At 68.2% G+C, this 16,604-nt stretch carries 16 protein-coding genes; 6 read left to right on the top strand and 10 right to left on the bottom strand.

What is annotated here, in order from left to right:
- Positions 1-3 precede the first annotated feature (3 nt).
- On the top strand, positions 4-381 hold the full coding sequence (locus Y900_RS14200; protein WP_036342683.1) for a DUF3054 domain-containing protein: 378 nt from the start codon (positions 4-6) through the stop codon (positions 379-381).
- Here the strand turns inward: Y900_RS14200 and Y900_RS14195 are convergent.
- The 4 genes from Y900_RS14195 to Y900_RS14180 form a co-directional block, all read right to left on the bottom strand.
- Positions 378-1,706 (bottom strand): HAMP domain-containing sensor histidine kinase, encoded by a 1,329-nt coding sequence (locus tag Y900_RS14195; RefSeq protein ID WP_036342680.1) that lies wholly within the window; start codon positions 1,704-1,706, stop codon positions 378-380. The two genes, Y900_RS14200 and Y900_RS14195, sit on opposite strands and share 4 nt — an antisense overlap.
- 7 nt (positions 1,707-1,713) lie before the next feature.
- The gene (locus Y900_RS14190; RefSeq protein WP_051660059.1) at positions 1,714-2,382 is read right to left on the bottom strand and encodes a response regulator transcription factor; all 669 of its coding nucleotides are present in this window, start codon (positions 2,380-2,382) and stop codon (positions 1,714-1,716) included.
- Positions 2,383-2,439: 57 nt separating this feature from the next.
- Positions 2,440-2,811 (bottom strand): heme-binding protein, encoded by a 372-nt coding sequence (locus tag Y900_RS14185; RefSeq protein WP_036342676.1) that lies wholly within the window; start codon positions 2,809-2,811, stop codon positions 2,440-2,442.
- A 166-nt stretch (positions 2,812-2,977) separates the two neighbouring features.
- Positions 2,978-3,535 carry a hemophore gene (locus Y900_RS14180; protein ID WP_036342674.1) on the bottom strand — a complete coding sequence of 186 codons (558 nt, stop codon included), beginning with the start codon at positions 3,533-3,535 and terminating at the stop codon, positions 2,978-2,980.
- A gap of 277 nt (positions 3,536-3,812) precedes the next feature.
- On the opposite strand from Y900_RS14180, the gene Y900_RS14175 reads away from it, so the two are divergent.
- Genes Y900_RS14175 through Y900_RS14165 form a run of 3 tightly spaced genes read left to right on the top strand, consistent with a single transcriptional unit; the run spans position 3,813 to position 7,667 of the window.
- Complete coding sequence (locus tag Y900_RS14175) at positions 3,813-6,752, top strand: MMPL family transporter (RefSeq protein ID WP_036342673.1); 2,940 nt, start codon at positions 3,813-3,815, stop codon at positions 6,750-6,752.
- Positions 6,749-7,243 carry a hypothetical protein gene (locus Y900_RS14170; RefSeq protein WP_036342670.1) on the top strand — a complete coding sequence of 165 codons (495 nt, stop codon included), beginning with the start codon at positions 6,749-6,751 and terminating at the stop codon, positions 7,241-7,243. The genes Y900_RS14175 and Y900_RS14170 overlap by 4 nt, the downstream gene beginning before the upstream one ends.
- A 4-nt stretch (positions 7,244-7,247) precedes the next feature.
- Positions 7,248-7,667, top strand: a complete 420-nt coding sequence (locus Y900_RS14165; RefSeq protein WP_036342667.1) for a CoA-binding protein — start codon at positions 7,248-7,250, stop codon at positions 7,665-7,667.
- Here the strand turns inward: Y900_RS14165 and Y900_RS14160 are convergent.
- Together Y900_RS14160 and Y900_RS14155 are read right to left on the bottom strand one after the other, a co-directional pair.
- Positions 7,654-8,343 (bottom strand): hypothetical protein, encoded by a 690-nt coding sequence (locus Y900_RS14160; protein WP_036342665.1) that lies wholly within the window; start codon positions 8,341-8,343, stop codon positions 7,654-7,656. The two genes, Y900_RS14165 and Y900_RS14160, sit on opposite strands and share 14 nt — an antisense overlap.
- Entirely contained in the window at positions 8,340-8,927 is a 588-nt protein-coding gene (locus Y900_RS14155; RefSeq protein WP_036342662.1) for a hypothetical protein, read from the bottom strand. Before Y900_RS14155 ends, Y900_RS14160 begins: the two co-directional genes overlap by 4 nt.
- A gap of 70 nt (positions 8,928-8,997) precedes the next feature.
- Between Y900_RS14155 and Y900_RS14150 the strand changes: the two genes are divergently transcribed.
- Positions 8,998-11,010 (top strand): M13 family metallopeptidase, encoded by a 2,013-nt coding sequence (locus Y900_RS14150; RefSeq protein WP_036342659.1) that lies wholly within the window; start codon positions 8,998-9,000, stop codon positions 11,008-11,010.
- On the opposite strand, the gene Y900_RS14145 is transcribed toward Y900_RS14150, so the two are convergent.
- Positions 11,007-11,351 (bottom strand): ArsR/SmtB family transcription factor, encoded by a 345-nt coding sequence (locus Y900_RS14145; RefSeq protein WP_420329764.1) that lies wholly within the window; start codon positions 11,349-11,351, stop codon positions 11,007-11,009. The genes Y900_RS14150 and Y900_RS14145 overlap by 4 nt on opposite strands.
- Before the next feature lie 105 nt (positions 11,352-11,456).
- On the opposite strand from Y900_RS14145, the gene Y900_RS14140 reads away from it, so the two are divergent.
- On the top strand, positions 11,457-12,683 hold the full coding sequence (locus Y900_RS14140; RefSeq protein WP_036342657.1) for an MFS transporter: 1,227 nt from the start codon (positions 11,457-11,459) through the stop codon (positions 12,681-12,683).
- Here Y900_RS14140 and Y900_RS14135 read toward each other — a convergent pair.
- From Y900_RS14135 to Y900_RS14125, 3 genes are all read right to left on the bottom strand, one after another.
- Positions 12,649-14,100, bottom strand: a complete 1,452-nt coding sequence (locus tag Y900_RS14135) for an alpha/beta hydrolase (RefSeq protein WP_237752557.1) — start codon at positions 14,098-14,100, stop codon at positions 12,649-12,651. The two genes, Y900_RS14140 and Y900_RS14135, sit on opposite strands and share 35 nt — an antisense overlap.
- A 66-nt stretch (positions 14,101-14,166) precedes the next feature.
- The gene (locus Y900_RS14130) at positions 14,167-15,189 is read right to left on the bottom strand and encodes a L,D-transpeptidase (protein WP_036342656.1); all 1,023 of its coding nucleotides are present in this window, start codon (positions 15,187-15,189) and stop codon (positions 14,167-14,169) included.
- Between the two features lie 145 nt (positions 15,190-15,334).
- Positions 15,335-16,546 (bottom strand): MFS transporter, encoded by a 1,212-nt coding sequence (locus Y900_RS14125; RefSeq protein WP_036346741.1) that lies wholly within the window; start codon positions 16,544-16,546, stop codon positions 15,335-15,337.
- Between the last annotated feature and the right edge of the window lie 58 nt (positions 16,547-16,604).

Below are 16,604 nucleotides of genomic sequence, written 5' to 3'. Positions count from 1 at the left end.
AACATGGCAGTTCGTAGCGACACCCGCCCGGCCGTACTGGCGCTGGCCGGCGACATCGTCTGCGTCGTGGTGTTCTGCGCGATCGGTCGCCGCAGCCACGCCGAAGGCCTGACGCTTGCCGGAATCGCCGAGACGGCATGGCCGTTCCTGTCCGGCACCGTCGCCGGCTGGCTGATCTCCCGGGCCTGGCGCGCACCGACCGCTATCGCGCCGACCGGCGTGATCGTCTGGGTCTGCACCGTGGTGGTGGGAATGTTGTTGCGCAAGGCCAGTTCTCAAGGCGTTGCGGTGAGCTTCATCGTCGTCGCATCGGTGGTGACGGCGGTAATGCTGCTGGGCTGGCGCGGCGTCGCCGCCGTCGTCGCCAAACGCAGCGGTTAAGCCTGCCCCGCCGGGAACCCGGGTTCCGGGGCGGTCGAGACCGTCAACACGGCGCGCAAGCCGCCGAGTGGGCCGTCGGAGAGTTCGATGTCGCCACCGTGCAGCGCGGCCTGCTGAGCCACCAGCGCCAAGCCGAGCCCCGAACCGCCTGCAGTGGCTGTGCTGCCACGGGCGAAGCGGCCCAACACTTTTCGATGCTCTTCGGCCGGCAGACCACGACCGTTGTCGTCGACGGTGATGGCCAGCAGCGGGCCCTGGCGGCGGGCCCGCAGCACGATGCGGGTGGCTTCCCCGTGGGTGATCGCGTTGCGCACCAGGTTGTCCACGGCCAACCGCAACCCGGCCGGCCAGCCCCACACCGTGCCGGCCTCGTCGGCCTCCACGATGATCTCCCCCACCCCGGACCGGATGTTCTCCCGCGCAACCCGATCGAGCATCTCGGCGACATCGATCGGCTCGCGGTCCTCGGCGCGGGCCAGCTGCCCGGAGGCCAACTGCCCCAGCGCGGTGATGATCGCCTCCACCCGGCGCTGCGCGCGCGCCAGATCCGCGACCACCTCCTCCCGCTCCTCGGGCGGCAGGTCGTGGATGCGCAGCGTGTCCAGGTCAGCGCGCATCGCGGTCAGCGGAGTGCGCAGTTCGTGGGCGGCGTTGGCCGCGAAATCCTGTGCTGCCTGAAGCGAATTCGTGGTCGCCGCCTGGGCATCCGCAAGCCGGTTGAGCATCGCGATCATCGCCTCGGACAGATCCTCGGCCTCCCGGGAGCCGTGCACCGGATCGAGGCGATCGTGGCCGGTCCCCAATCGCCGGGTCTGCTCGGTGAGCTTCAGCAGCGGCCGGATCGCTGGGCCGGCCAGGATCCAGCCCAGCGCCAGCGCCACCATCACCGCGAGACAGACGATCAACACATAGAGCGGAATTCTGGCGCGGCTCAACAGGATGCTGTCGGCGCGGATACCGATCGAGACCAGAATCCCGCCGGACTGGTCGACGGTCACCGTCCGCACCCGATAGTCGAAGCCGTTGACGGTGACCGTCGCGGTCCCGGGCGGCAGCGGCGGCAACTGGAACCCGCGCTGGAACATCACCTGGCCGGTACGCCGGGATCGTCCCGTCGTCACCACGCGGCTGGGATCGCGCAGCTGTTCGGGATACATGCTGGCGTCGACGATCGAGTCGAGACGCTTGTCCAGTTGCGCCTCATCGTTGTTCGCCAGCACGATCGAGGTCAGCACCGCCAGCAGCGCGACAACGATCGCGGCGGCCAATGCGGCAGCCAGGGCAACCCGGCTGCGCAGGGACAGGCTCTGGCCCAGCGAACTCACGACCGGATCACGGCTCCGACCGGAGGACGTATCCGATGCCGCGCACCGTATGGATCACCCGCGGCACACCCTCGCGTTCGAGTTTGCGGCGCAGATAACTGATGAACACGTCGGCGACGTTGGTGTCGACGTCGAAGTCGTAGCCCCACACCAACTCCAGCAGCCGCTGCCTGGACAGCACCACACCGGAGTTTTCGGCGAGCACCGCCAACAGGTCGAATTCGCGTTTGGTCAGCTCGACCCGGTCGCCGTTGACGAACACCAGCCGCCGGGCGGTGTCGATGGTCAGCGGTCCGATCGTGACGGCGTCCGAACCCTCGTGTGAATGCGACGCCCGCCGCAGCAGCGCGTGCAATCTGGCCACCAGCTCGCCCAGATCGAACGGCTTGGTCAGGTAGTCGTCGGCGCCGGCCTCCAGACCGGCGATGCGATCGTTGACGGTGTCGCGGGCCGACAGCACGCAGATCGGAATGTCGTTGCCCAGCGCTCGCAGCGCGGTCACCACCGCCACACCGTCGAGCTCCGGCATCTGGACGTCGAGCACCAACGCGTCGTGATTCTCGGTCGCCAACAGCCGCAACGCTTCCTTGCCAGTCGCCGCGACCCGAACGTCGAAGCCGGAATGCCGTAAACCGCGGGCGACCGAAGTCCGGACGTCCGGGTCGTCGTCGACCATCAGGACGGTGCGGCCAGCGCCTTCCTGCGCGGGCTGCTGTCCTAGCCGCACTGCGGACTAAGAGGCAGGAACGTTGGGGCTATTGCCGCAGCGGTTCTTCAAGTCGACAAGCGGCTGACGGATGCCCTGCAGGTCTGCTTTCACCGAAGGGTTGTAGTCCAGGTACTGCTTCACCTGGGTCCGGATGGTGTCGCGCGGGGCACCCTCCAGACCGGTGAAGAACGCGTTGACGTCCGGGTGCGTGAACAGATAGGCCGACGTCGCCGCGGACACACCCGCGGCCACCCCGGCGAGGTCGGCGGCGGTGCAGTTCGGCGGCGGGTCGGCCAGCGCCGACGGGGCTGCGCCAATCAGCATCGCGCCGGCGACGGCGCCCGTGCCGATCGCTCCGACGACCGCGCGACGGGCCAGACGGGCATTAAGCAACATGCTCGGACTCCTTAGCGTTGGGAGAAGCACTGCCAGTAACCGGTACTGACAGAAGAAAGCTAAGCAGAATTGCTGCAGACTTTCGCGCCTTGAGCTTAACCAATCGTAAGAATGTTCCGATGTGGCTGCTCAGGGCGGCTTCTGAGGGGTCGTCGAGCGCGCCGATTCAGCGAGTACCGATCGTGGCCGGGCCCGGCAACGGGCCGTTGCCGAGTACGGCCTGGTTGCCGGAGAGTTGTTGCGCCGCTGGCGTACCCGTCAGCGCGCCCGGCGCCGTTGCAGGCAGGCCGCCGGTCTGAGCCGACTGCAGCAGGCCGAGCAGTTGCGGCAGGCTCACCGGCAGCTTGCACTGGGTGGACATACTCGTCAACGGCTGCTGGATGGCCTGCAGATCCTTGGCGGCCTGCGGGTTGGCGTCGAAATAACTCTTCAGCGCGACCACGGTCTGCGGACCGGCCTGCTGCTGGGAGATCGTCGTCAGCGCCTGATTGGTCTGCGGGTGCGCGTCCAGATAAGTCCCGGTGTTGGTGGCCACCGTGCCGACCGTCTTGGCGAGCTGGCTGGCCGCGCACGGGTCGGGGGCTGCGGTCGCCACCGACACCGACACCGATGTCGACAGCGCCAGCAGGGCGGCACCGCCGGCGGCGGTGGCGGCCAGCACGGCACACACCCCGCGGCGCAGGCCCGCGCCGGCGGAGATGGTGGAGATGGTGGATGCAGACATGGGGACTCCTCGACTTCGCTGACGTTTGAATGACGTCACGCCGGGGCGCAGCATCGCTACGACTCGGCACGGTCCCCGACCGTGGGTGTGGTCGGTGGACATCCTGCCATCGGCAACGGCCGGACCGCCACTCGTGCGCAGGTAACGAATGCCTGATCGCCGACGTCTCAATCCAGCTAAGACCGCCGGTCACGACAGGTCAGCGCACAGGCATCTGCGGTACGCTCGCAACCACGCAATCCGGGGAGAATGCGGGGAGACAGCCATCCAGCAGTTCATGATGCGCCTCAGCGGCAACCTGCGCAGATTCCGCTGGCTGGTGTTCGCGTGCTGGTTGCTGGCATTGGTGCCGTCGGTATATCTGGCCCTCACCGAGTCCAATCACCTGACCGGTGGTGGCTTCGACGTCGCCGGCTCCCAGTCGCTGCATGTGCAGTATCAGCTCGAGGACCATTTCCCCGACCAGGGTGCGTCCCCTCTCGCCTTGGTGGCCGCGCCTCGCGCCGACGCGAGCTACGCCGACATGAACACCGCCGTCGCGCAGTTGGAGGAAGTCGCCAAGCAGGTTCCCAGCGTGATGGTGGTGCCCAACCAGGGTCAGCCCGCACCCGCCCCGGACCGGCCCTACGTGGTGTCGCTGCGGCTGGACTTCAACAACACCGGCGCGGTCGACGTCGCGCGGCAGCTGCGCCAAAAGATCGGTGTCACCGGCGATCAGCCCGGCCAGATCCAGAACGGCCGGGTCAAGCTCTATGTGATCGGTCAGGGCGCGCTCGGCGCCGCCGCCCAGACCAGCACCAAACACGACATCGCCGAGGCCGAGCGATGGAACCTGCCGATCGTTCTGATTGTTCTGCTCGCGGTATTCGGCTCGCTGGCGGCCGCGGCGGTCCCGCTCCTGCTGGCGGTGTGCACCGTCGTGGTGACCATGGGCGTGGTCTATCTGCTGTCGACCGTGATGAGCATGTCGGTGTTCGTGACGTCGACGGTGTCGATGTTCGGTATCGCACTGGCCGTCGACTATTCACTGTTCATCCTGATGCGCTACCGCGAGGAACTGCGCGCGGGCCGAGACCCGCAGCAGGCCGCCGACGCCGCGATGGCCACCTCGGGTCTGGCGGTGCTGCTGTCCGGTCTGACCGTGATCGCCTCGCTGACCGGCATCTACCTGATCAACACGCCGGTGCTGCGGTCGATGGCCACCGGCGCGATCCTGGCCGTGGCGGTCGCGGTGCTGACCTCGACGACATTGACCCCGGCGGTGCTGGCCACGTTCGGCAGGCCGGTGGCCCGACGTTCGCGGATGCTGCAGTGGTCGCGCCGCGCCGAGGCGACCCAATCGCGGTTCTGGACCCGCTGGGTCGGCGAGGTGATGCGCAGGCCGTGGCTGTCGGCGCTGGGTGCGACGGCGGTGCTCCTGCTGATGGCCGCACCCGCGTTCTCGATGGTGCTCGGCAACAGTATGCAGCGCCAGTTCCCGGCCACCCATGAGATCCGCGGCGGGGTGGCCGCGGCCGCCCAGGCACTCGGGCCCGGCGCGCTGGGCCCGGTGCGGGTGCTGGTCACCTTCCCGGGTGGCGCGGCCTCCGACCCGAAGAACGCCGCCGCGCTGGGCGCGATCAACAACGAGATCTCGAAGGCGCCCGACGTCGTTTCGGTGTCGACGCCGGTGTTCGCCAACAACAACAGCAGCGCACTGATCTCGGCGATCTTGTCGGTGGACCCCGAGGACCTCGCCGCCCGCAATTCGATCGACTGGATGCGCAGCCACCTCACCGCACTGCCCGCGGCGAAGGGCGCGCAGATCGACGTAGGCGGGCCGACCGCACTGATCAAGGACTTCGACGACCGGGTCGGACACACCCAGCCGCTGGTTTTCGTGTTCGTCGCGGCGATCGCGTTCGTGATGCTGCTGATCTCGGTGCGGTCGGTGTTCCTGGCCTTCAAGGGCGTGCTGATGACGGTGCTGTCCGTCGCCGCGGCCTACGGCAGCCTGGTGATGGTCTTCCAGTGGGGCTGGCTGGAAGGGCTGGGCTTCCATCGGATCACCTCCATCGACTCGACGATCCCGCCACTGGTGCTGGCGATGACGTTCGGCCTGTCGATGGACTACGAGATCTTCCTGCTGACCCGCATCCGGGAGCGCTACGTGCAGGTCGGTGACACCCGCGACGCCGTCGCCTACGGCGTGTCCACCAGTGCCCGCACGATCACCAGCGCCGCGCTGATCATGATCGCGGTATTCATCGGGTTCGCGTTCGCAGGCATGCCGTTGGTCGCCGAACTGGGGGTGGCGTGTGCGGTGGCGATCGCCGTCGACGCCACGATCGTCCGGCTGGTCCTGGTGCCTGCCTTGATGGCGATGTTCGACCAGTGGAACTGGTGGCTGCCGGCCTGGCTGGCCCGGATCCTGCCGTCGGTGGACTTCGAAAAGCCGCTGCCCAAGGTCGACCTCGGCGACCTGGTCGTCATTCCCGACGACATCTCGTCGCTGGCGCCGCCGGCCGCCGATCTGAAGATGGTGGTCAAGGGCGCGGCCAAGCTGAAGACGCTGGCCCCGGACGCGGTGAGCGTGGCGGATCCGCTGGCGTTCACCGGGTGCAGCGAGCTGGCCGGCAAGGTCAAGGGCAGCGACGACGCCCGCGCCCGACCCGTCCGCATCGGCCCGGGCGGTACGTCGACCGTCAAGCTGATCCGCGGTTACCGCAGCGCCAGGACGTCGGCGCCGCGGCCGATCCACCCGGTCACGATGTGGCGGGGCCGGCTCGCGATCGCCCTCGACGCGCTGGAGACCGGTGCCGCCGACGACGGGCACGGCGGCGTGGAGCGGCTCAGCCCGGTGGAGACCACCCACGTCCAGCTGTCGACGGGTGACCGGCTGCAGATCCCGACGTGCGCGGAGACATTGCGCATGCAGGCGTTCCTGATCATGTGCCGCAACAGCCGGTCGGATTTCGCCGAGTTCGCCGACCTGGTGGGTGGGATGGATACCGAGACCGCCGCGGTGGTACTCGCAGGGATGGACCGGTATTACTGTTCTGAACAACCTAAGCGACAATGGGTGGCGACTCAGCTGGTCCGCCGGCTGGCCGACCCCAACCCGTCCGATGTCGGCGACGACGAGCGGTGGGCAGGGCCGGAGGGGGCCGCCGAATGGGAGCGGATCAGGCAGCGTTGCCTTGCGGTGGCGGTGGCGATCCTGGAGGAGGCGAGGTGACGGTGGCAGCGGAACGCGATGCCGTACCCGCAGCGGCCGCACAATCATTCATCGACCCCCGTCCCGTCGAGTTCTGGCCCACGGCCTCGATCCGTGAGGCGCTCGAGAGCGGCGACATCACCGTCTGGCAGCGGATCGTGATGGCCATCAAGCGAGATCCCTACGGCCGGACCGCCCGCCAGGTCGAGGAAGTGCTCGAACACTCACAGCCGTACGGCATCTCGAAAGCACTGGTCGAGGTGCTGCTGCGCGCCCGCAGCCACCTGGAGGCCAACGAGCGCGCCGAGGCCGCCCGGCACGTCCGGCTGCTGCTCGACCGGTCCGGCTTGGCCGAGCAGGAATTCGCCTCCCGCATCGGGGTGGCTCAATCGGATCTGGTCTCCTATCTCGACGCCACGGTCAGTCCGCCTGCGTCGCTGATGATCCGGATGCGCAGGCTGTCGGACCGGTTCGCCAAGATGCGCGCCCAGCGCGCGTCCGGCGGAGACTGAGCCGTTGACCCCGAATTCGGCTGAGCTGGAAGCGATTCTGCGTGACACCCGCACGGTCGCCGTGGTGGGCGCCTCTGACAATCCGGCTCGGCCGAGCCACGAGGTGTACGAGTATCTGGCGCGGTTCAGCGATTTCGAGCTGTATCCGGTGAACCCGAACATCAGTGACATCGACGGCGCGCGGGTCTATCCGTCGCTGGCCGAAGTGCCCGTCGTGCCGGACATGGTCGACGTGTTCCGCCGTTACGACGATCTTCCTGGGGTACTGGCGGACACGCTCGCGCTGAGCCCGCATCCGAAATACCTGTGGCTGCAACAGGGTCTGTGGCATGACGAGGTGGCTGAGCAGGCGCGCGCCGCCGGGCTGCGCGTCGTGATGGACCGGTGCCTGAAGGTGGACTACGCCCGGCTCATCGGGCGTTGATCGGCGAGATGTCGAGCACCAGCCACCGGCCGTCCTGCTTGGCAAGGCTGACCCGCAGCGCCAGCACAGCGGTACTGGGCTGCTGACCCGGCTGGCTTTGGGTGCCCCGCATCACCACCGCCACACTGGCTGCCGCGGGACCCAGCGCCTCCAGCCCGGCGGACGTGGTCTGCGCGGTGGCGGAGATGTTCTTCTTGGCCAGATCTGAAGTGGCTTGGGAGAATTCGTTCTTGAACGCATCGGCCCGGTCGGGTGCCATGAACGTAGCGGCCCGGTCGATCGACGACATCGGATCGGCCGGTGTGAACGTCGCGGTGGCTTCGGACGCGGCGGTCGCGATGCGCACCACCTCGGCGGAGTCGCGGATGAAATCCCGGTCCGGGCGCGTCCACTGGGTGTAGCCGACGATGACGGTGGCGACCAGCGCCGTGGTGGCCAGCGCGACGACGGCCAGGCGTAGGCCGGGGCCGTCGTCGTCGGTACCGACGGTCACCGAATCCCGGCGGAACAGCACGATGTTGACGATCACGCCTTCGACGATGAGCAGGCACAGCATCGAACACACCGCCACCCACCACAGCGGCCAGCCGAGCACCACGCCGATGGACAACAGGGCCGCGATGGCGGCCAGCGGCGCCACGGTGTCGAACGCCAGGACGCGGGCCAGGTTTCTCATCGCAGCGACTCCAGCCGCGAGATCATCAGCTTGCCGTCCACATCGGAGACGCCCAGCCGCAGGTTCCAGCGCACGGTGGTGGGCTTGTTGCCGGAGTTCTCGCTGACCGAGGTGGCGACCACGAGCACGGAGTCGGTGCGTTTGGCCAGCTCCGGCGGCAGGGCGGGCGCCTGCGGAGGTTGACCCGGCTGCACGTTCAGGTCGTGGTGCACCGCTTCGAAGGACACCGACTCGATCTGTCCCGTGGTGCGGGCCTGCAGGGTGCGGACCACCTCGCGGTAGGGCTTGATGGCGGCTTCGAAATCGGAGTTGAGCTGGCCGGCGGTGCCGTCGTGCAGTTTCGCCAGGCTGGCGTCGACGTTGTCGACGTTCATGTTGATCAGAACACTTGTCCAGTTCGCGGCGGCCGACATCACCTTGGACTGATAGGCCCGCTCGTCGGCGGCGTCGTGGTGCCCGGACCAGATCAGCACGCCCAACACGACGGCCGCGACAGCCACCACACCAAGAACGGCAGAGGCGACGCCGTAGCCGGTGAAGGTCCGCTCGTCGGCGCCGTCATCGGTCGGTTCGGCCTCAGGCATGAAGGCGAGGCTACCGGGCGGCCACCTGCGGGCCGGACGCCGAGGTCGGACCTCTGGTAAGGATGGTTGGGTGACGGTAGAAACGCTGCGCTCGGGTATCGACTTGTCCCACGTCGAAGCCCAGGTTCGCCCCCAAGACGATCTGTTCGGCCACGTCAACGGACGCTGGTTGGCCGAGTACACCATCCCCGGTGACCGGGCCACCGACGGCGCGTTCCGGACGTTGTACGACCGGGCCGAGGAGCAGGTGCGCGAGCTCATCATGGCCGCGGCCGGTGGGCAGGAGCGCAGCGACTCGGGAGATGGCAGAAGCGAGCCGGGCAGCGATGCGCAACGGATCGGCGACCTCTACGCCAGCTTCCTGGACGCCGAGGCCGTCGAGCGCCGCGGCGTGCAGCCGCTGCTCGACGAGCTGGCGCATATCGATACCGCGGCCGATCCGGCTGCGCTGGCCGCGGTGATCGGCTCGCTGCAGCGCACCGGCGTGGGCGGTGGCGTCGGGCTCTACATCGACACCGATTCCAAGAACTCGACGCGGTACCTGCTGCACGTCACGCAGTCGGGTCTGGGTCTGCCGGACGAGTCGTACTACCGCGACGAGCAGCACGCCTCCATCCTGGGTGCCTACCCGGCGCATATCGCCACGATGTTCGCGCTCGTTCTGGGCGGCACCGCCGACGACCACACCGAGCGGGCCGCGCGGATCGTCGCACTGGAGGCCAAACTGGCTGCCGCGCACTGGGATGTCGTCAAGCGCCGCGACGCGGACCTGACCTATAACCTGCGCAACTTCACCGATCTGCCCGTAGAGGCGCCCGGCTTCGACTGGGCCGGCTGGATCGGCGCGCAGGGCACCAAACCGGACGTGGTGGCCGAACTCGTTGTGCGCCAACCTGATTACCTCACCGCGTTCGCCGAGCTGTGGTCGGGCCACGACTTCGCCGACTGGCAGGACTGGGCGCGCTGGCGCCTGATCAACGCGCGCGCCGCCTACCTGACCGAGGCGGTGGTGGAGGCGAACTTCGATTTCTACGGTCGCACCCTGTCGGGCACCGAGCAGATCCGCGAACGCTGGAAGCGGGCCGTGTCGCTGGTGGAGAGCCTGATGGGCGACGCGGTCGGACGGCTCTATGTCGAGCGGCACTTCCCGCCGGATGCCAAGGCCCGCATGGACGTGCTCGTCGACAACCTGCGTGAGGCCTACCGGGTCAGCATCAACGACCTGGAGTGGATGACGCCGGAGACCCGTCAGCGCGCGCTGGCCAAGCTGGACAAGTTCACCGCCAAGATCGGCTATCCGAAGAAGTGGCGTGACTACTCGGCACTGGTGATCGATCGAAACGATCTGTACGGCAATGTGATTCGCGGTGCCGAGGTGGCCCACGACCGGGAAATGGCCAAGCTCGGCGGCCCGGTCGATCGCGACGAGTGGTTCATGACCCCGCAGACGGTCAACGCCTACTACAACCCGGGCATGAACGAGATCGTGTTCCCCGCGGCGATTCTGCAGCCGCCGTTCTTCGACGCCGAGGCCGATGACGCGGCCAACTACGGCGGGATCGGCGCCGTGATCGGCCACGAGATCGGCCACGGATTCGACGACCAGGGCGCCAAGTACGACGGCGACGGCAATCTCGTCGACTGGTGGACCGACGAGGACCGCACCGAGTTCGGCACGCGCACCAAGCAACTCATCGAGCAGTATGAAGAGTTCGTACCGCGCGGGCTCCAGCCGAGCCACCACGTCAACGGCGCGTTCACCGTCGGCGAGAACATCGGCGACCTGGGCGGACTGTCGATCGCGCTGCTGGCTTACGAGCTGTCGCTGGACGGCAAGAAAGCGCCGGTGATCGACGGCCTGACCGGTAGGCAGCGGGTGTTCTTCGGCTGGGCGCAGGTGTGGCGTACGAAATCTCGTGAGGCCGAGGCGATTCGGCGCCTGGCGACCGATCCGCACTCACCCCCGGAGTTCCGCTGCAACGGCGTGATCCGCAACATGGACGCGTTCTATGAGGCGTTCGATGTCAGCGAGGACGACGAGTTGTATCTCGAGCCCGACCGGCGCGTCCGCATCTGGAGCTAACCGCGGGCGGCGACTTCTCGGTTGGCGCCGTCGACCACCGAGGCCAGCAGCCCGGGTAGTGCAGCGTCGACTTCCTCGGCGCGCAGCCGTTGGTGGGTGAGACCGCCGAGAACCAATCGCTCGAGCAATCCGGCTTCGCGCAGGATCTTGAAGTGGTGGGTGGCCGTGGACTTGTTGATGCCGTCGTAGAGCGCGCTGCACTGCAAGGGTGCGCCGGCGTTGTGCAGCCGCCTGATCATCTCCAGCCGAGCGGGATCCTGCAGGGCCGCGAGCACCTGGTGCAGCGGGCCGACCCGATGGACGGGATAGCTGTCGGCAGGGAATGCCTGCACCTCAACCACGGTTGTCTCCTGTGTCCGCCATCACGGCCTGCGAAGTTTGATCAGTATCAAACCTAGCGTACGCTCGAACGGGTTCGATGACCATCAAACTACTCCGGAGTTGTCATGGCCTGTGTGCAGGAGACGTCACCCGCTGACCGCACCGGCCAGCGCTGGGCGTACCCCCTGCTTCTGGTGCTCAGCGGCGTCGCACTCGGCGTCTCGGGCCTGCCCGCGCCGCTGTACGGCATCTACGAATCGAACTGGCATCTCTCGCCGCTCGCCACCACCATCGTGTTCGCGGTGTACGCCTTCGCCGCGTTGGCGGCGGTGCTGGTGTCCGGCCGCATCTCCGACGTCGTCGGCCGCAAGCCGGTGCTCCTCGGCGCACTCATCGCACTGATCGCCGGTCTTGGCATCTTCCTGATCGCCGACAACTTCGAGATGCTGCTGCTGGCCCGCACCATTCACGGCGCCGCCGTCGGTTCGATCGTCGTCGCCGCCGCCGCCGCGCTACTGGACCTACGGCCGCACCACGGGGTGCGCAGCGGCCAGCTCAGCGGCGTCAGCTTCAACATCGGCATGACGGTGGCGATCGTCGGCTCGTCGCTGCTGGCGCAGTACGTCGCGCACCCGCTGCGCACCCCGTATGCGGTCGTCGCGGTGGTGTGCGCAATCGTCGGCGTCGGCGTGGTGGCCCTGCGGGAAACCCATGAAGGCCGCACCGGCGGCCGAATCCGGATCAGCAAACCGGCTGTGCCACAGGCGATCCGCGAGGACTTTTGGTTCGCCGCCCTGGGCGCGATGGCGTCCTGGTCGGTGCTCGGTGTGCTGCTGTCGCTGTACCCGTCGTTGGCCGCGCAGCAGACCCACGTGCACAACCTGGTGTTCGGCGGCGGCGTGGTCGGGGTGACGGCGTTCTCGGCTGCCATGGCGCAGCTGGTGGCCACCCGGGTTCCGGCCCGGCGCTCGGCGGTGATCGGGGACATCGGCATGGCCGCCGCACTGCTGCTGACGATCCCGGTGCTGCTCACCCACCGCTGGCCCCTGGTGTTCGCCGCCGCGGCACTGCTGGGTGCGACGTTCGGACTTGGTTTCGGCGGCTCGCTGCGCCACCTGTCCGACGTGGTGCCCTCGGACCGCCGCGGTGAGACGATGTCGGCGTTCTACCTGCTGGCCTATACCGCGATGGCGCTGCCCACGATCGCCGCGGGCTGGGCGGCCACCACATGGCCGCTGGCGCAGGTGTTCCCGTGGTTCGCAGTGATCGTGGCGTTGGCCTGCCTGGGTGCTGCGGCAGTCGGCTTAAGACATGACGTCAGGCCGGCGAATCCGTCGCGCCCGGCGTCTTGATCTGAGCCGCCAGCCACGGCAGCGCATCGGAGAAGGCGCGCTCGGCGAACTGCCAGGTGTGGAAGCTGATGATGCGGTGCACTGAGCAGGAGATGCCGACCGTCTTTGCCGTCGCGCACAGATCGTCGGCCGCTCCGGCCTCATCGGAGTCCTTGAACTCGTCGTGCCCGCCGAAGCCGGTGGGTGCGTCGGATTGCGGCCGGTGCCCCCCGCCCCCGCCGTACGGCGATGCGGTGTTGGTCGGCGTCACGGTGTCCTCGAACCACCCTGCGACACCCTGATACGGGCCGTGCCGCATCATCGCGGTCCGCGGATCGAACTCGTCCCACTTGGCGGCGTCGCCGCCGTAGAGCCTGCTGATCGTCTGGTCTTTGGTCCCTGAGGTCGGGCCGTGATCGCCGGCGATGTCCTCGAAGGTGCTGAACAGATCCGGATGCATGACGGTCAGGTCGATCGCGCACGTGCCGCCCATCGACCAGCCGACCACCGCCCAGTTGGCCGCCTGATCGGATGCGCCGAATTGCTGTGCCAAGTAGGGCCGAACGTCCTTGGTCAGGTGGTCGGCAGCGTTGCCGCGGGGACCGTTGACGCATTCGGTGTCGTTGTTGAAGCTGCCGCCGGAGTCGACGAACACGAAGATCGGGGCTTGTCCGCCATGGGCTTTCGCGTAGCCGTCGATGATCGGCATCGCGTTGCCGGTGCGGATCCAGTCGGCCGGGGTGTTGAACTCGCCGGCGACCATCATGATGACCGGCAACCGGGGTGGGGTCGGGCCGGCGAACCAGGCCGGCGGCAGGTAGACGTACTCACTGCGGTGCTTGAATCCGCTTGCATCTGCCGGGATGTCGACCTCGACGAGCTTGCCTGTCGTCTGCACGGTGTTGCGCAGGCCGGGCAGTTCGGCGGCGTCGATCTGGTTCGGCAGTGGCCCGGCCGTCAGGGCGCCCCAGGCTGTTTGCACGCTCGGGTAATACCCGACCCACTTGTTCAGCGCCAGCAGGGCCGCCACCAAGGTCAACGGAATCGCCAGGACGGCGACACCTCGTCGCCACCAGGAGCTTCCGCGCCAGCCAAGTACCGCCACCGCGACCCCGGCGGCGAAAACCCCTATCCAGACCCACAAATAGAACGGGGCCGGATCTGAGGCCAGCCCCTCGGAGTTGACGTACAGGCGCGCGGCGAGCGCGCCGAGCAGGCCGACGACCACGCAGACCGGCAGCCAAACCAGCCACCAGCGCCTGCTCCGCCGCCATCCGATCGCGACGATCAGCGCGATCGCGGCGACGATCTCGACGGTCAGCGGCAGCCAGCCGCCCAGCAGTGAAACCCCGTGCGCGTACTGGTGAAAGTCAGGCGCGGGGAGCTGAGGCAACGGTGCCGACGGCGTCGGCGACGGCGGTGTCGGGGTAGGCGGCACGAACCCCATTGTGGAGTTCGTTTCTGTGCCTGAGCTTTGAAAGCGGCCCGGCCGGCAGCCGACTGGCTAGGACAGCTGCCACTGCCAGTCGTCGGCGCCGTCGGGCTTGTTGTAGGTGCCTACCGAGTTCTTCACGATGATCGGGTCACCGCTGCCGAAGTTGTCGTAGAACCACTGCGCGTTGGCCTGGCTGAGGTTGATGCAGCCGTGGCTGACATTGCGCTTTCCCTGGTCTCCCACCGACCACGGCGCGCTGTGCACGAAGTTGCCCTGGTTGTCGATCCGCACGGCGAGCTTGACGTGAACCTTGTACCCGTCGGGTGAATCGCTCGGCACGCCGTAGGTCGCCGAGTCCATGACGATGTCCGGGAACTTCTCGAGCACGTAGTAGGTGCCGTTCGGGGTGTCGTGGCCAGGCTTACCCATCGACATCGGGAAGGTCTGCTCGAGCTTGCCGTTGCGGGTGATCGTCATCTGGTGCGTGGCGTTGTCAGCAGTGGCCACCACGGCGTCTCCGACGCGGAAGCTGGACTTCGCGCCGCTGGCGTCGATGTTGACGATGGTGCCGGCCGGCCAGAAGTTGTAGGGCCGCCACCGCACCTGGGTGTCGGTCAACCAGTAGAAGGCGCCCGGAACAGGCGGCACCGAAGAGATGTGGATCGCCTGCTCGGCCATCGGCCGGTTCGCGATCGGACGCGCGAAGTTGATGATGATCGGCTTGGCCACGCCCACCATGGCGCCGTTCACCGGATTGAAGCTCGGCGGCGCGAACACCGGGTCACCGGTGTAGGGCGTCGGGTTCTGGCCCTTCACCGGACCGGCGGCTGCCGCGGCGGCTTGTTGGGCGGCCACCGGGTCGACCGGCGGTGGCGGCGGCGGAGCGAACGGGTCTGCCGCGGGCGCTGGCGGCGGGAACGCCGCCGGGTCGACCGGTGGCGGCACTTGCACGGGTGGCACGTCGGCGATCCCGGGATCGGCGGGCGCCTGGTCCGGATCGGCGAGCGCCGAACCGCTGCCGAGACTGATTCCGGCGGCCACTCCGACCACGCACAGCGCGGTGGCGATGGCCCCCTTCACCCGCAGCGTCATAACCAAAACTCCCTCGATACCGACTTCGACCCAGTCTGACATAACACGCTGGGTGCACTTCTGGAGTTCATCCGCCAGCGAACCCGACCCTGAACTCCGTCACTGCCCTGAACTGTGCAGATCGTCGGGGATCGGGTGACAAGCGTTACTTTTCGCTGGTAGCCGGGTGGTCCGCGAACAGGCCGCGGCTGACCACCACGCAGGCCAATGCGCCCAGCATCAGCACGCATGACGCGGTGAGCATCGCCGCGACTCCGGCGCGTTGGAAGAGCAGCCCGCCGGTCAGCGATCCGGCCATGATGCCGACCTGGAAGCACGCGACGTAGAGCCCGGAGGCACCATCGGGATCCTGCGGCGAGTGCCGCATCGCCGCGGTCTGCAGCATCGGTGGCATCGCGTTTGCGGTGGCGCCCCACAGCACGATCGCCGCCGCCCCGGCCGCTGCGACGGCGACGGTGTGCCACCCCAGGTGACCCAGCGCCGCCAGCGCCGCGAACGCCAGCGACGATGCGGCCAGACAACCCATCACCGCAGCCTTGGGCCGCCTGTCCCCCGGCCGGGCCAGCAACGCCATGCCGGTCAGGCCGGCCACCCCGTACACCGCGAGCAGCCAGGCCTGGTGCGCCCCGTGCACGCCGACCACGTCCCGGATGATCACCACGATGAACGTGTAGGAGATGAAATGGGCGGTGACACCCACCAGCGTCAGCACGCTCAGCATCAGCAGGGGGCGGTTGCGGTGGTGGACGATTCGGCGCGGCCGCACGCCGCCGGCCGCGTCGGTCAACGCCATCACCGGAAGTGCCAGCCGCGCCGCCACCAGGACAAGCACCGACGCCACTGCGATGACACCGACCGCGGGCCGCCAGCCCCACAGTTCGCTCATCGCCGCCGTCAGCGGGCTGCCGACCACCAGCGCCAGGCCGGTGCCGACGTAGACCGCCATGGTGGCGCGGCCGGCGTGGCTCGGCGGCACCAGCCGCACACCGATCGGCGCGATCACCGACCACATCAATCCGTGGGTCAGCGCGCAGAGCACCCGGCCGACGGCCAGCACCGTGAAGGTTGGCGCCAGCGCGGAGATCAGTTGGGAGATAGACAGGCAGGCCAGCGTCCACAGCAACGTGCGCCGTCGCGGCCAGGTCGCCGTCCAGCGCACCAGCGGCATCGTGGCCAGCGCGGCCACCAGGGCGTAGCTGGCCAGCAGAGTGCCCACCATCGCTTCGCTGACGTGTAGATCGCGGGCGATTGCGGACAGCGCACCGACCGGCATGATCTCGGCGGTGACGTAGATGAACGCCGCGGCGGCCAGCACGGCCAGCGCTGTGGCGACTCGCGGTGTCCACGTGCGCTGCACTGTCGGCACGGGTTCACGGTATCGGCTCCGGCGCCGACTCCGGCTTATCTGACCGGCC

Origin of the sequence: Mycolicibacterium aromaticivorans JS19b1 = JCM 16368 (assembly GCF_000559085.1) — a bacterium.
GTDB classification, from domain to species: domain Bacteria; phylum Actinomycetota; class Actinomycetes; order Mycobacteriales; family Mycobacteriaceae; genus Mycobacterium; species Mycobacterium aromaticivorans.
The sequence above is the reverse complement of the archived record's forward strand: the minus strand, read 5'-3'. Positions and strand labels throughout refer to the sequence as shown.

Coding starts and splice junctions, on each gene's coding strand:
- Y900_RS14140 (WP_036342657.1), top strand. CDS start 11,457: ATGGCCTGTGTGCAGGAGACGTCACCCGCTGACCGCACCGGCCAGCGC.
- Y900_RS14160 (WP_036342665.1), bottom strand. CDS start 8,343: ATGAGAAACCTGGCCCGCGTCCTGGCGTTCGACACCGTGGCGCCGCTG.
- Y900_RS14180 (WP_036342674.1), bottom strand. CDS start 3,535: ATGTCTGCATCCACCATCTCCACCATCTCCGCCGGCGCGGGCCTGCGC.
- Y900_RS14130 (WP_036342656.1), bottom strand. CDS start 15,189: ATGACGCTGCGGGTGAAGGGGGCCATCGCCACCGCGCTGTGCGTGGTC.
- Y900_RS14190 (WP_051660059.1), bottom strand. CDS start 2,382: ATGGTCGACGACGACCCGGACGTCCGGACTTCGGTCGCCCGCGGTTTA.
- Y900_RS14200 (WP_036342683.1), top strand. CDS start 4: ATGGCAGTTCGTAGCGACACCCGCCCGGCCGTACTGGCGCTGGCCGGC.
- Y900_RS14155 (WP_036342662.1), bottom strand. CDS start 8,927: ATGCCTGAGGCCGAACCGACCGATGACGGCGCCGACGAGCGGACCTTC.
- Y900_RS14185 (WP_036342676.1), bottom strand. CDS start 2,811: ATGTTGCTTAATGCCCGTCTGGCCCGTCGCGCGGTCGTCGGAGCGATC.
- Y900_RS14175 (WP_036342673.1), top strand. CDS start 3,813: ATGATGCGCCTCAGCGGCAACCTGCGCAGATTCCGCTGGCTGGTGTTC.